Origin of the sequence: Bartonella harrusi (assembly GCF_024297065.1) — a bacterium.
GTDB classification, from domain to species: Bacteria; Pseudomonadota; Alphaproteobacteria; order Rhizobiales; family Rhizobiaceae; genus Bartonella; species Bartonella harrusi.
On sequence record NZ_CP101114.1, the window covers coordinates 65,031 to 82,216 of the forward strand.

Annotated in this window: 2 protein-coding genes; both read left to right on the forward strand. The window is 39.2% G+C overall.

What is annotated here, in order from left to right; all coding sequences use genetic code 11:
* Positions 1-141: 141 nt before the first annotated feature.
* Positions 142-12,657 carry a Vomp family autotransporter gene (locus tag NMK50_RS00360; RefSeq protein WP_254770436.1) on the forward strand — a complete coding sequence of 4,172 codons (12,516 nt, stop codon included), beginning with the start codon at positions 142-144 and terminating at the stop codon, positions 12,655-12,657.
* A gap of 1,390 nt (positions 12,658-14,047) precedes the next feature.
* Positions 14,048-14,230 (forward strand): hypothetical protein, encoded by a 183-nt coding sequence (locus tag NMK50_RS00365; protein WP_254770437.1) that lies wholly within the window; start codon positions 14,048-14,050, stop codon positions 14,228-14,230.
* Positions 14,231-17,186 lie beyond the last annotated feature (2,956 nt).

The window sequence follows — 17,186 nt, forward strand, 5'->3', positions numbered from 1 at the left end:
CTTTAATTTATCCTTTCTACTTCCACAATAAACCTAAACTTGACAGAGAACAAGCAAAACACACACCACTAAACGAATTTTAGCGCTGAAATGTGTTTTTTTAATGTTCTAAAATATATTTTCTTACTTGGAGAATTTGTTATGAAAAAAATATATACCACACCAAAAGCGCCAGTGGTAAGAGATTTTCAAAATTCTTGCTTGCTTAATCGATTGCCTTTTATTAAAGCACTCGCATTGGCTTTAGTGATTATCTTTTTATCAAATATTTCTCCTGTTTCTGCGAATACTCAAGTTTTTAATAACATATCAAACGATTTTAGTGGCGGCACAAATGTGCTTAAAGGTATTTCACCAGTCGATACAGTTGGCAGTAAATTGCGTAGGGATGTTGACTCTGTATTTATGGGGGATCAAGATTCCGTCGAAAACTTAAGATCTAATAATAAATTTCAAACTCAAGTTGCTCTTAATACTGCGTTTGCGGGTAAAAAAGATTTTCAGAATATTACGGATACATTTTCTGCTGTTAATAATGTTTTTCAAGGGAATAATTTGCATGAGAATACAGGCAATTTTCCCCTTATGAGAAGTTTCTCTCGTAGCACATCTCCTATGGATCAGGGGCATACGATAGTTCTTTTTCCTAAATCAGAATTAGTTAGACTAAGTATTCAAAATAGTGAAGGTAAAACACGACTTCTTTTTGATATTACTCCTGGTACTATCTCAGAAGAGTCAACCGAGGCGATTACAGGACAACAGATTTATTCACTTAATCAGACGCTAGCAACATATTTAGGTGGTGGCGCAGAATTTAAATTTGATCGATCTGAATTACATGACGAAGAAGTTTGGATACCTCCAACTTATACTCTCTCTCATATTGCTGAAGATGGTACAGTAGGTAAGACGAGCTACAATGATGTTGGGAGTGCGTTGGCCGGTCTTGATATAAATGTCAAGAATGTGAATACGCATTTATCGAAAGTAATCAATGATTTTAATAAAAAGTTTGATGATATTTCTCAAGGAACAAACAGCGATTCATTGAATTGGAGTACAACTGCGAATGCCTTCGTTGCAACGCATGGTGACAAGGGCGGTGAAAAAACCAACAGCAAGATAACGTCCCTTGAGAATGGTGCCATTAATGCGAACTCCACGGATGCAGTTGCGGGTCAACAGCTCCATCAATTGGGCAATAAGGTTGCGTCCTATTTTGGTGGAAATGCTAAATATGAAGGTGGCCAATGGACAGCACCAAAATTCACGCTTAAGAAATTTAATTCAGCAGACGAGGTTACAGATGCGTCTTACGATGATGTTGCTTCAGCCTTTGCTGGTGTTGGTGAATCCTTTGATAAAGTGAAAGATTCCTTCAAGGAAGTTAAGGATGATCTTGATAAAAAGATTGACGACATTACCATAGCTCAAAATGATGCATTGTTGTGGGATAAGAAGCAGAACGCCTTCGTTGCAACGCATGGTGACAAGGGCGGTGAAAAAACCAACAGCAAGATAACGTCCCTTAAGAATGGTGATATTTCCAAAGATTCAACGGATGCAGTTGCGGGTCAACAGCTCCATCAATTGGGCAATAAGGTTGCATCCTATTTTGGTGGTGGAGCGAAGTATGAAGGTGGCCAATGGACAGCACCAAAATTCACGCTTAAGAGTCTTAAAGAAGATGGAAAAACGGAAGATAAAGAGTATCCTGATGTTTCCTCAGCGTTTGTTGATGTTGGCAATTCCTTTACCAATGTTAATAAGACGCTCACGGATGTCAAAAATGAGATTGCTGATAGCAAGAATGACTCATTGAACTGGAGCAAAACTGCGAATGCCTTTGTCGCAACGCATGGTGACAAGGGCGGTGCAAAAACCAACAGTAAGATAACGTCACTTGAGAATGGAGCAATTAATGCGGACTCCACGGATGCTATAGCGGGTCAACAGCTTCATAAATTTGGCAATGATGTTGCGACCTATTTTGGTGGTGGAGCGAAGTATGAAGGTGGCCAATGGACAGCACCTACATTTACGCTTAAGAAATTTAATTCAGCAGACGAGGTTACAGATGCGTCTTACGATGATGTTGCTTCAGCCTTTGCTGGTGTAGGTGAATCCTTTGATAATGTGAAAGATTCCTTCAAGGAAGTTAAGGATGATCTTGATAAAAAGATTGACGACATTACCATAGCTCAAAATGATGCATTGTTGTGGGATAAGAAGCAGAACGCCTTCGTTGCAACGCATGGTGACAAGGGCGGTGCAAAAACCAACAGCAAGATAACGTCCCTTAAGAATGGTGATATTTCCAAAGATTCAACGGATGCAGTTGCGGGTCAACAGCTTCATAAATTTGGCAATGATGTTGCGACCTATTTTGGTGGTGGAGCGAAGTATGAAGGTGGCAAATGGACAGCACCAAAATTTACGCTTAAGAAATTTAATTCAGCAGATGATGTTTCTGCAGCGTCTTATCCTGATGTTGCTTCAGCCTTTGCTGGTGTTGGCGATTCCTTTGATAAAGTGAAAGATTCCTTCAAGGAAGTTAAGGATGAGTTTAATCAAAAGATTGACAACATTACCACGGTTCAAAATGATGCCTTGTTGTGGGATAAGGAGAAAGGTGCGTTTGTCGCAACGCATGGCGAAGCAGGCAAAAAAACCAACAGCAAGATAACGTCACTTGAGAATGGCGCAATTAATGCGGACTCCACGGATGCAATCGCAGGTAAACAGCTTCATAAATTTGGCAATGAAGTTGCGACCTATTTTGGTGGTGGAGCGAAGTATGAAGGTGGCAAATGGACAGCACCAAAATTCACGCTTAAGAAATTTAATTCAGCAGACGAGGTTACAGATGCGTCTTACGATGATGTTGCTTCAGCCTTTGCTGGTGTTGGTGAATCCTTTGATAAAGTGAAAGATTCCTTCAAGGAAGTTAAGGATGATCTTGATAAAAAGATTGACGACATTACCATAGCTCAAAATGATGCCTTGTTGTGGGATAAGGAGAAAGGTGCGTTTGTCGCAACGCATGGCGAAGCAGGCAAAAAAACCAACAGCAAGATAACGTCACTTGAGAATGGCGCAATTAATGCGGACTCCACGGATGCAATCGCAGGTAAACAGCTTCATAAATTTGGCAATGAAGTTGCGACCTATTTTGGTGGTGGAGCGAAGTATGAAGGTGGCAAATGGACAGCACCAAAATTTACGCTTAAGAAATTTAATTCAGCAGATGATGTTTCTGCAGCGTCTTATGATGATGTTGCTTCAGCCTTTGCTGGTGTTGGCGATTCCTTTGATAAAGTGAAAGATTCCTTCAAGGAAGTTAAGGATGAGTTTAATCAAAAGATTGACAACATTACCATAGCTCAAAATGATGCCTTGTTGTGGGATAAGGAGAAAGGTGCGTTTGTCGCAACGCATGGTGACAAGGGCGGTGAAAAAACCAACAGCAAGATAACGTCCCTTGAGAATGGCGCAATTAATGCGGACTCCACGGATGCTGTAGCAGGTCAACAGCTCCATCAATTGGGCAATAAGGTTGCGTCCTATTTTGGTGGAAATGCTAAATATGAAGGTGGTCAATGGACAGCACCAAAATTCACGCTTAAGAAATTTAATTCAGCAGACGAGGTTACAGATACGTCTTACGATGATGTTGCTTCAGCCTTTGCTGGTGTAGGTGAATCCTTTGATAAAGTGAAAGATTCCTTCAAGGAAGTTAAGGATGATCTTGATAAAAAGATTGACGACATTACCATAGCTCAAAATGATGCCTTGTTGTGGGATAAGGAGAAAGGTGCGTTTGTCGCAACGCATGGCGAAGCAGGCAAAAAAACCAACAGCAAGATAACGTCCCTTAAGAATGGTGATATTTCCAAAGATTCAACGGATGCAGTTGCGGGTCAACAGCTCCATCAATTGGGCAATAAGGTTGCATCCTATTTTGGTGGTGGAGCGAAGTATGAAGGTGGCCAATGGACAGCACCAAAATTCACGCTTAAGAGTCTTAAAGAAGATGGAAAAACGGAAGATAAAGAGTATCCTGATGTTTCCTCAGCGTTTGTTGATGTTGGCAATTCCTTTACCAATGTTAATAAGACGCTCACGGATGTCAAAAATGAGATTGCTGATAGCAAGAATGACTCATTGAACTGGAGCAAAACTGCGAATGCGTTTGTCGCAACGCATGGTGACAAGGGCGGTGAAAAAACCAACAGCAAGATAACGTCCCTTGAGAATGGTGCCATTAATGCGAACTCCACGGATGCTATAGCGGGTCAACAGCTTCATAAATTTGGTAATGATGTTGCGACCTATTTTGGTGGTGGAGCTAAGTATGAAGGTGGCCAATGGACAGCACCAAAATTTAAGCTTAAGAAGTTTAATTCAGCAGATGATGTTTCTGCAGCGTCTTATCATGATGTTGCTTCAGCCTTTGCTGGTGTTGGCGATTCCTTTGATAAAGTGAAAGATTCCTTCAAGGATGTTAAGGATGAGTTTAATCAAAAGATTGACAACATTACCACGGTTCAAAATGATGCCTTGTTGTGGGATAAGGAGAAAGGTGCGTTTGTCGCAACGCATGGCGAAGCAGGCAAAAAAACCAACAGCAAGATAACGTCACTTGAGAATGGCGCAATTAATGCGGACTCCACGGATGCAATCGCAGGTAAACAGCTTCATAAATTTGGCAATGAAGTTGCGACCTATTTTGGTGGTGGAGCGAAGTATGAAGGTGGTAAATGGACAGCACCAAAATTTACGCTTAAGAAATTTAATTCAGCAGATGATGTTTCTGCAGCGTCTTATGATGATGTTGCTTCAGCCTTTGCTGGTGTTGGCGATTCCTTTGATAAAGTGAAAGATTCCTTCAAGGAAGTTAAGGATGAGTTTAATCAAAAGATTGACAACATTACCATAGCTCAAAATGATGCCTTGTTGTGGGATAAGGAGAAAGGTGCGTTTGTCGCAACGCATGGTGACAAGGGCGGTGAAAAAACCAACAGCAAGATAACGTCCCTTGAGAATGGAGCAATTAATGCGAACTCCACGGATGCTATAGCGGGTCAACAGCTTCATAAATTTGGTAATGATGTTGCGACCTATTTTGGTGGTGGAGCGAAGTATGAAGGTGGCCAATGGACAGCACCAAAATTCACGCTTAAGAAATTTAATTCAGCAGACGAGGTTACAGATGCGTCTTACGATGATGTTGCTTCAGCCTTTGCTGGTGTTGGTGAATCCTTTGATAAAGTGAAAGATTCCTTCAAGGAAGTTAAGGATGATCTTGATAAAAAGATTGACGACATTACCATAGCTCAAAATGATGCCTTGTTGTGGGATAAGGAGAAAGGTGCGTTTGTCGCAACGCATGGCGAAGCAGGCAAAAAAACCAACAGCAAGATAACGTCCCTTAAGAATGGTGATATTTCCAAAGATTCAACGGATGCAGTTGCGGGTCAACAGCTCCATCAATTGGGCAATAAGGTTGCATCCTATTTTGGTGGTGGAGCGAAGTATGAAGGTGGCCAATGGACAGCACCAAAATTCACGCTTAAGAGTCTTAAAGAAGATGGAAAAACGGAAGATAAAGAGTATCCTGATGTTTCCTCAGCGTTTGTTGATGTTGGCAATTCCTTTACCAATGTTAATAAGACGCTCACGGATGTCAAAAATGAGATTGCTGATAGCAAGAATGACTCATTGAACTGGAGCAAAACTGCGAATGCGTTTGTCGCAACGCATGGTGACAAGGGCGGTGAAAAAACCAACAGCAAGATAACGTCCCTTGAGAATGGTGCCATTAATGCGAACTCCACGGATGCTATAGCGGGTCAACAGCTTCATAAATTTGGTAATGATGTTGCGACCTATTTTGGTGGTGGAGCTAAGTATGAAGGTGGCCAATGGACAGCACCAAAATTTAAGCTTAAGAAGTTTAATTCAGCAGATGATGTTTCTGCAGCGTCTTATCATGATGTTGCTTCAGCCTTTGCTGGTGTTGGCGATTCCTTTGATAAAGTGAAAGATTCCTTCAAGGATGTTAAGGATGAGTTTAATCAAAAGATTGACAACATTACCACGGTTCAAAATGATGCCTTGTTGTGGGATAAGGAGAAAGGTGCGTTTGTCGCAACGCATGGCGAAGCAGGCAAAAAAACCAACAGCAAGATAACGTCACTTGAGAATGGCGCAATTAATGCGGACTCCACGGATGCAATCGCAGGTAAACAGCTTCATAAATTTGGCAATGAAGTTGCGACCTATTTTGGTGGTGGAGCGAAGTATGAAGGTGGTAAATGGACAGCACCAAAATTTACGCTTAAGAAATTTAATTCAGCAGATGATGTTTCTGCAGCGTCTTATGATGATGTTGCTTCAGCCTTTGCTGGTGTTGGCGATTCCTTTGATAAAGTGAAAGATTCCTTCAAGGAAGTTAAGGATGAGTTTAATCAAAAGATTGACAACATTACCATAGCTCAAAATGATGCCTTGTTGTGGGATAAGGAGAAAGGTGCGTTTGTCGCAACGCATGGTGACAAGGGCGGTGAAAAAACCAACAGCAAGATAACGTCCCTTGAGAATGGAGCAATTAATGCGAACTCCACGGATGCTATAGCGGGTCAACAGCTTCATAAATTTGGTAATGATGTTGCGACCTATTTTGGTGGTGGAGCGAAGTATGAAGGTGGCCAATGGACAGCACCAAAATTCACGCTTAAGAAATTTAATTCAGCAGACGAGGTTACAGATGCGTCTTACGATGATGTTGCTTCAGCCTTTGCTGGTGTTGGTGAATCCTTTGATAAAGTGAAAGATTCCTTCAAGGAAGTTAAGGATGATCTTGATAAAAAGATTGACGACATTACCATAGCTCAAAATGATGCCTTGTTGTGGGATAAGGAGAAAGGTGCGTTTGTCGCAACGCATGGCGAAGCAGGCAAAAAAACCAACAGCAAGATAACGTCCCTTAAGAATGGTGATATTTCCAAAGATTCAACGGATGCAGTTGCGGGTCAACAGCTCCATCAATTGGGCAATAAGGTTGCATCCTATTTTGGTGGTGGAGCGAAGTATGAAGGTGGCCAATGGACAGCACCAAAATTCACGCTTAAGAGTCTTAAAGAAGATGGAAAAACGGAAGATAAAGAGTATCCTGATGTTTCCTCAGCGTTTGTTGATGTTGGCAATTCCTTTACCAATGTTAATAAGACGCTCACGGATGTCAAAAATGAGATTGCTGATAGCAAGAATGACTCATTGAACTGGAGCAAAACTGCGAATGCGTTTGTCGCAACGCATGGTGACAAGGGCGGTGAAAAAACCAACAGCAAGATAACGTCCCTTGAGAATGGTGCCATTAATGCGAACTCCACGGATGCTATAGCGGGTCAACAGCTTCATAAATTTGGTAATGATGTTGCGACCTATTTTGGTGGTGGAGCTAAGTATGAAGGTGGCCAATGGACAGCACCAAAATTTAAGCTTAAGAAGTTTAATTCAGCAGATGATGTTTCTGCAGCGTCTTATCATGATGTTGCTTCAGCCTTTGCTGGTGTTGGCGATTCCTTTGATAAAGTGAAAGATTCCTTCAAGGATGTTAAGGATGAGTTTAATCAAAAGATTGACAACATTACCACGGTTCAAAATGATGCCTTGTTGTGGGATAAGGAGAAAGGTGCGTTTGTCGCAACGCATGGCGAAGCAGGCAAAAAAACCAACAGCAAGATAACGTCACTTGAGAATGGCGCAATTAATGCGGACTCCACGGATGCAATCGCAGGTAAACAGCTTCATAAATTTGGCAATGAAGTTGCGACCTATTTTGGTGGTGGAGCGAAGTATGAAGGTGGTAAATGGACAGCACCAAAATTCACGCTTAAGAAATTTAATTCAGCAGACGATGTTTCTGCAGCGTCTTATGATGATGTTGCTTCAGCCTTTGCTGGTGTTGGCGATTCCTTTGATAAAGTGAAAGATTCCTTCAAGGAAGTTAAGGATGAGTTTAATCAAAAGATTGACAACATTACCATAGCTCAAAATGATGCCTTGTTGTGGGATAAGGAGAAAGGTGCGTTTGTCGCAACGCATGGTGACAAGGGCGGTGAAAAAACCAACAGCAAGATAACGTCCCTTGAGAATGGAGCAATTAATGCGAACTCCACGGATGCTATAGCGGGTCAACAGCTTCATAAATTTGGTAATGATGTTGCGACCTATTTTGGTGGTGGAGCGAAGTATGAAGGTGGCCAATGGACAGCACCAAAATTCACGCTTAAGAAATTTAATTCAGCAGACGAGGTTACAGATGCGTCTTACGATGATGTTGCTTCAGCCTTTGCTGGTGTTGGTGAATCCTTTGATAAAGTGAAAGATTCCTTCAAGGAAGTTAAGGATGATCTTGATAAAAAGATTGACGACATTACCATAGCTCAAAATGATGCCTTGTTGTGGGATAAGGAGAAAGGTGCGTTTGTCGCAACGCATGGCGAAGCAGGCAAAAAAACCAACAGCAAGATAACGTCCCTTAAGAATGGTGATATTTCCAAAGATTCAACGGATGCAGTTGCGGGTCAACAGCTCCATCAATTGGGCAATAAGGTTGCATCCTATTTTGGTGGTGGAGCGAAGTATGAAGGTGGCCAATGGACAGCACCAAAATTCACGCTTAAGAGTCTTAAAGAAGATGGAAAAACGGAAGATAAAGAGTATCCTGATGTTTCCTCAGCGTTTGTTGATGTTGGCAATTCCTTTACCAATGTTAATAAGACGCTCACGGATGTCAAAAATGAGATTGCTGATAGCAAGAATGACTCATTGAACTGGAGCAAAACTGCGAATGCGTTTGTCGCAACGCATGGTGACAAGGGCGGTGAAAAAACCAACAGCAAGATAACGTCCCTTGAGAATGGTGCCATTAATGCGAACTCCACGGATGCTATAGCGGGTCAACAGCTTCATAAATTTGGTAATGATGTTGCGACCTATTTTGGTGGTGGAGCTAAGTATGAAGGTGGCCAATGGACAGCACCAAAATTTAAGCTTAAGAAGTTTAATTCAGCAGATGATGTTTCTGCAGCGTCTTATCATGATGTTGCTTCAGCCTTTGCTGGTGTTGGCGATTCCTTTGATAAAGTGAAAGATTCCTTCAAGGATGTTAAGGATGAGTTTAATCAAAAGATTGACAACATTACCACGGTTCAAAATGATGCCTTGTTGTGGGATAAGGAGAAAGGTGCTTTTGTCGCAACGCATGGCGAAGCAGGCAAAAAAACCAACAGCAAGATAACGTCACTTGAGAATGGCGCAATTAATGCGGACTCCACGGATGCAATCGCAGGTAAACAGCTTCATAAATTTGGCAATGAAGTTGCGACCTATTTTGGTGGTGGAGCGAAGTATGAAGGTGGCCAATGGACAGCACCAAAATTCACGCTTAAGAAATTTAATTCAGCAGACGATGTTTCTGCAGTGTCTTATCCTGATGTTTCTTCAGCCTTTGCTGGTGTAGGTGAATCTTTTGATAATGTGAAAGATTCCTTCAAGGAAGTTAAGGATGAGTTTAATCAAAAGATTGACGACATTACCATAGCTCAAAATGATGCCTTGTTGTGGGATAAGGAGAAAGGTGCTTTTGTCGCAACGCATGGCGAAGCAGGCAAAAAAACCAACAGCAAGATAACGTCACTTGAGAATGGCGCAATTAATGCGGACTCCACGGATGCAATCGCAGGTAAACAGCTTCATAAATTTGGCAATGAAGTTGCGACCTATTTTGGTGGTGGAGCGAAGTATGAAGGTGGCAAATGGACAGCACCAAAATTTACGCTTAAGAAATTTAATTCAGCAGATGATGTTTCTGCAGCGTCTTATCCTGATGTTGCTTCAGCCTTTGCTGGTGTTGGCGATTCCTTTGATAAAGTGAAAGATTCCTTCAAGGAAGTTAAGGATGAGTTTAATCAAAAGATTGACAACATTACCACGGTTCAAAATGATGCCTTGTTGTGGGATAAGGAGAAAGGTGCGTTTGTCGCAACGCATGGCGAAGCAGGCAAAAAAACCAACAGCAAGATAACGTCACTTGAGAATGGCGCAATTAATGCGGACTCCACGGATGCAATCGCAGGTAAACAGCTTCATAAATTTGGCAATGAAGTTGCGACCTATTTTGGTGGTGGAGCGAAGTATGAAGGTGGCAAATGGACAGCACCAAAATTCACGCTTAAGAAATTTAATTCAGCAGACGAGGTTACAGATGCGTCTTACGATGATGTTGCTTCAGCCTTTGCTGGTGTTGGTGAATCCTTTGATAAAGTGAAAGATTCCTTCAAGGAAGTTAAGGATGATCTTGATAAAAAGATTGACGACATTACCATAGCTCAAAATGATGCCTTGTTGTGGGATAAGGAGAAAGGTGCGTTTGTCGCAACGCATGGCGAAGCAGGCAAAAAAACCAACAGCAAGATAACGTCACTTGAGAATGGCGCAATTAATGCGGACTCCACGGATGCAGTTGCGGGTCAACAGCTCCATCAATTGGGCAATAAGGTTGCGTCCTATTTTGGTGGAAATGCTAAATATGAAGGTGGTCAATGGACAGCACCAAAATTCACGCTTAAGAAATTTAATTCAGCAAACGAGGTTACAGATGCGTCTTATGATGATGTTGCTTCAGCCTTTGCTGGTGTTGGTGAATCCTTTGATAAAGTGAAAGATTCCTTCAAGGAAGTTAAGGATGATCTTGATAAAAAGATTGACGACATTACCATAGCTCAAAATGATGCCTTGTTGTGGGATAAGGAGAAAGGTGCGTTTGTCGCAACGCATGGCGAAGCAGGCAAAAAAACCAACAGCAAGATAACGTCCCTTAAGAATGGTGATATTTCCAAAGATTCAACGGATGCAGTTGCGGGTCAACAGCTTCATAAATTTGGTAATGATGTTGCGACCTATTTTGGTGGTGGAGCAACCTTCAATGAAGGTGTATTTACAGAGCCTACCTATAATTTATCTAAGGTTTCTAAAGATGGTAATGTAGAAAAGAATATATTTAAAAATATTGGTTCAGCCTTTTCAGGACTTGATGAGAACATCAAGAATGTAAATGATCGGATTAAGGATGTTTCTGAAAGTGTTGCACAGGATTCTTTGAACTGGAACGAGGAAGAAGGAGCGTTTATCGCAACGCATGGTGAAGCAGGCAAAAAGACTAACAGTAAGATTAAGTTCCTTGCTAATGGAGAGATTTCTGCCAACTCCACGGATGCTGTAGCGGGTAATCAGCTTTATTCATTGAATAAGACATTAGCGACCTATTTTGGTGGTGATGCTCAGTTTGAAGATGGTAAATGGACAGCACCAAGTTTCAAAGTTTTGACCTTTAATGATGATGGCAGTTCAAAAGAACAGAGCTATCCAGATATTGTCTCTGCCTTTGCGGGTGTAAGCAGTTCCTTCAAGAAGCTTCATAATGATCTTTCTGACAATTCTGATCATCTTGAGCAGAATGCGTTGTTGTGGAGTGATGAAGAGAGTGCCTTTGTAGCGCTTCATGGAAAAGAAGAGAAAAGAAGCAAGAGCAAACTGAAGTCCCTTTTAGATGGTGATATTTCTGCGGGATCCACGGAAGCGATCACAGGTAATCAGCTTTATTCTCTGCATACGACCCTTGCTCAATATTTTGGTGGAGGAGCGAAGTATGAGAATGGTGTGTGGACGGCACCTAGTTTCAATGTTGCACAATTTTCTTCTGATGGGAGTTTCTCGACAAAGGAGAGCCATGATGTAGCTGGTGCCTTTGAAGCTGTCAGTGAGAGTATGACGCATATCAACGACCGTATTAAGGATGTTTCTGATAATATAGATAAGAATAGTTTGCATTGGAATGAGGAGCAAGGAGCGTATGACGCAAGTCATAATGGTGAAGCGTCTCATATTACCAATGTAGCGAATGGAGAGATAAAAGAAGGTTCGCAAGATGCTGTGAATGGAGGTCAGTTATGGGAAACGAATGATAGGGTTACGAAGGTTGAGAACAGGGTAGATACGATTGATAAACATGTGCAAGATATTGCAACTGCGGTTACGGATGGAGCAGTTAACTATGACAAAGATGATAATGGTAAAAAGACCAATAGCATTACGTTAGTAGGTGGAAATGAGAGTGATCCCGTTTTGATAGATAATGTAGCGGATGGCAAGATTGAAACAGGCTCTAAGCAAGCAGTAACTGGTGGTCAGTTGCATGATTACACTAAGGATCAGATGAAGATAGTTCTTGATGATGCGAAGAAATATACTGATGAGCAAGTGAGCAGTTTTGTCAATAATGGTGTTAATGAAGCAAAGTCCTATACAGATATGAAGTTTGAAACGTTAAGTTATGCTGTTGAGGATGTTCGCAAAGAGGCAAGGCAAGCAGCGGCTATTGGTTTGGCGGTCTCTAGCTTACGCTATAATGACAACCCTGGGAAATTTAGTGTTTCATTTGGTAGTGGTATATGGCATAGTCAATCTGCTTTCTCTTTTGGTGCTGGTTATACCTCTGAAGATGGAAAAATCCGTTCTAACATAGCTGCTACCAGCGCTGGAGGTCATTGGGGAGTAGGTATTGGACTTAATCTAACTTTAAATTAATTCTTTTTATAATCTTATTTGCCCTTGTTTTAATGAAGCAAGGGCAAGACGCCTTTGGCGTTATAAAACGAAAAAATGCAATTATATTACAGAAGACGCATGAAAAACTTCATGATAAGGCACAACCCACACATTCACTATAATTTAGGAAAAAAATGCATTTTTTATTTGTCATTTTCTGTTCATCTATATGATGATAAGTATCAATAAATTTCAAAAATGCTTATAGAGAAAAAATAATCCACTTTTCTCTTTATAAAAGATAGAAGGAAAGAATCTAATACACTCTTTACTTCTATTTGTCTAAAATCTTATTGTGAAAAAGTGTATAGTACGAAAGAAAACAACCTAAAAAAAATTGTAACAACCATAATAATAAATACATAGCAAAATTCTAGCAGTAAAATATATTTTTATGCCTTAATATATTGTTTTACTTAGGGAATATGACATAAAAAATTATATACCGCCCTCATGCGCAATGATATAAATTATCCTCCTTTTCCTTATTTATAGTCTTTGATTAACGGTGTTTCGTTTACTATTAATGATTGCATTTTTATCCAATTTTTCTTAGTTTTTCGGCAAATTTTGATTTAATAAAAGCACTTTTTAAAAGTGGTAGAGATATTGTAGTTGGCTTATCCCCAAAGCATTATTTCTGCGTATATGATGGTGATAAGAAAAATTATTTAATAACGCTGAATGTTGCTTTGATCTCTAAGAGAAATGTTTCTGATAACTATGCAATTTTTTTAACTAAAATTCTTTCTAGTGTGAGTGACTATAGTCTTATAGTAAAAGTTTATTACTAAGAACCCTAATACAGGGGGGAAGCAATATAAAAACTCTTCCTCATTAGTCTACAGCCATTCGTGATTGATAGCGTTAAAGGTCTACAAGCGCGAATAATATTATAATGAAGGAGGATTATTTGTACCTGTAAATAAAGAATGCCATCGGTTTATCATTCAACGGAATTAATGATGAGGGAGATATCAAGATCTGTAACAAATATACTCTCAGTTTCTCAAGGAGAAAACTATAATGAGAGTCATGTTATGTTGTTGTTTATCAAACGAAGAAACAAAGCAAGAATGTTGTTATTATAGTTTTATGGGTTGAGATTGAGGGGAATGATAGTATTTCTATAATAGGTAAATTGGTGACATGCTTCAAATTATGGTGGTATTGCAATATACATGTTGGCGATAGTGTCACTACTTTGGTGTTTGGTAAATAGTCAGGGGTCTTGTTTTTATTGCTCAAGCTCAAGTTTATTATCACTCTTGGAGATCATGTATTGGTGGGGATGAAAAGTATTATTGTCTATTGGTAGATTAGTAAAAACGGTGTTAGAAAAGAGTATCATTATAGGTTTTGAGTTGTCTTGGTATTAGCTAGAAGTCTTGCTATAGGAAGAAATTCTTTTGTTAGTATTGCTGGTTTTAGTCCTTTGCTTAAAGAAGCGATAACTGATACAGAGTGGAAAACGATGCTCAGTGTTGTGAATGTTGGTTATGGTAGTCAAAAAAACACGTTAAATTATAGGATTAGCAGCTGGTATTGGTAGATACTGATGGAGCAAATATAGCGCAGTTAATAATATTAGCAAAGGCTATAGGAGGAGGTTAGAAACTTTCTATTGAGGCTGCGAATACTACAACGGTTGATACAGATAAAATAGTAAATGTAACAACTTCAAGTAATAATATAAATATTACGAAAGGAAAGGACGACAGGAGAGTAAAATTTGATTTAGCCTGTAAGATTACACACAAGAGCATAAAAGCAGGAAGCAACTTCTACAATGCAAGAGATTTATGAATTAATAATAGTTCGCAAATAACGAAAAGCTGGTATTCATGTAGAAAATAAAAAAATCATAGGCTTAGAAAAGGGTAGGGAGGGCACCAGCACAGTTAATTTTTCTACAGTTACAGGAAGTTAAACAATAAGGAGTTGGGAGTATTCTTATTAAGTAAGATAAAAAGGGAAAACATATTACTATCTGTAAGTCCGAATAAGGGAGTGAAAGCAGTATTGCAAACAATAAACCAAGGGTTAGATATTTTCTCTGGTGTGAAAGTGGCGCAGAATGGCTATAAGACCATTAATAAATTCCAGTTTGAGGAAAGTTTAACGCTATTTCTAAAAAAGTTGAATTCATAAGTTCTTGTGCCATTTTCTATGACAAAAATTCAGATGAAAATAATAGCGTTAATTCACGGACTTGTTTTAAAGAGACATTTCTCGGTGCACTCAAATCCATTTTACGACGCTGCCCGTGGATGGTATAGAGTAAAATCTACTGAGCACCTCTTTACGCTTATGAAGGTACAAGCCGGCATCATCATACTCTTGACCAGCTCCCTATATTGCGACAGCCCTTTCTATTGAAACGATTCATGAAAGGTATTTTTACGCTTTTCTTTTCTCTTTTTTATCCACACGATAATCCCACTTGTTATGTGCAAGGGGGTGGTTTTGTTTGATTCAACATAAAGCAAGTTTGAAATGAGAGAATTTTAGGACATTCGTATCTCTCATTCAATATGCAAAACAATGAATTATCGTTATAAATCAATGTCATGTTAATTATAATAGCATAATTTTAAAGGCAAAGAACGGCAGCACCATTTGCTTTGTATAATGTTATAGGTAGTTCAATTATTGAGTGATCACATGATGCGATCAATGGCAGTTACCTTGAAATATAACGCAAGGCATTGCAAAAATTTTTGACGATGATGCCGCGTTTTGCAGCAGTTCGTTTGAGAGACAGATCTATAAATTATCTCACGTTAATACAGAGGGAAAGATAGAACAAAAATCTTATAAAGGTGTTCGTATAGTTTTTGAGGTGATAGAGACAAATATCAAGAATGTAAATCAGGAGATAAAAAATATTTCAATAATATGTTGAACCGGATTCTATTGTGAGGAACAAGGATAAAAAGGCTTTTAGTTACAAAGCATGGAGAAGAATAAGAGAGGAAAAATAGTAAAATGGCCTCTCTTAAGGCAAGTGAACTTTCAGAAGAAACAACCGATGACATGAATATTTCACAACTCTATTTTACAAATATTAGATTTGCGGAATATTTTAGTAATGATGCTCAATATGATGGGAGAAATAAGCAAAATCTGATTTCAAAGTTGTACAATTTGCGACCGAGGGGACTGAAGCTGAGGAGAAGACGCAATAATATTGCAGACATTTTTTGAAGATGTTAAAAGCAGTATAGTAAATATAAGGATTCATATTGAGAAGATGAACAAGCACCATATTGATACAGATATTTTACATTGGCGTAATAAGAACAAAGCGTATTAAGCTGGTTATAGGGGGCGGCTAGCAGGATTATCAATGTAGCGAGTGGGAAGATTTAGCAAAATTTCATTAATATAGTAAATGGAATACAGTTTTGGAAGAACACAAAAAAGATTACCAAAGTTAAAAATAAAGTAGCGAGTATTGAGAAATAAGTAGGTGCTCTTGAAAATATAGTTGGTAAGAAGGCTAATGGAGTGGTTAACTGTAATAAAGATACTGATGAAAAAATAAGAAATCACTTTCAAAGAGAGCGATGAAAGTGAATCTGTTCTAATTGATAATGTACTAGCTATCTTGAGAAAGATATTCGAATGAGGCTGAGAATGGCCAACAATGACATGATTATACAGAGCAATAAATGAAGTTCGATCAATCGAAAGATCTACGGATGAAGATTTAAGTGACATCATTAATGTTACTATTTGTGAGATAAATGACTGTACTGAAAAAATACCGATATGAAATTGGACATTTTAAATTATAGCATTGACAGTGCGTGCAAAGAAACAAACAAAGGGCAGCTATAGGTTTAGCAATTTTTCACTTGCTTTATAGTGCTGTACTTAGAAAGTTACGTATTTGATTTGCTTTTGGTGCTGATTATAGATTTGAAAAAGGAAATATCTGTTTGAACTGGTCGGTAACGAGCTGAGGGAGACATTTGGGGAGAGGTGCAGGATTTAATATGACATTGAATGAATAAAAATTTCCCAATATTTTAATTTTTTCCATTCTTGTTTGATAATGAGGACGGGATTTTGATATGGGACTTATGAAAAAGCCATATTAGAACCAAAAATTGCGCTGTAATTTAAAATGTAAACCCACCAAAAGATTCTTTTTATTTTTATAGTTAATTTTTGTTAAATACTGATTGAATCCCTCTTTAAACGCTTTCTCGAAGTGTATTGCAGAAAAAAACGGTTGGAATTGGTGTTATTTTTCTCTTGCTATTTTGTCAATATGTTCTATAAAATGAGAAAATTCGTGTAAATAAGACTCATTATGATACAACGAAAGCATATTGTTCTAATAAGCAGGGGGAAGCGACAACATTGAAACAGTCATACTATTTATGCACGGTGATAAGAGGCTGCCAGTCTACGATAAATAGCCTCACTAAACCACCACAACATTAACAGGTAACCTCACGCTCAACAACAAAACAACCCATGCTTAAAACCTTTGTCTG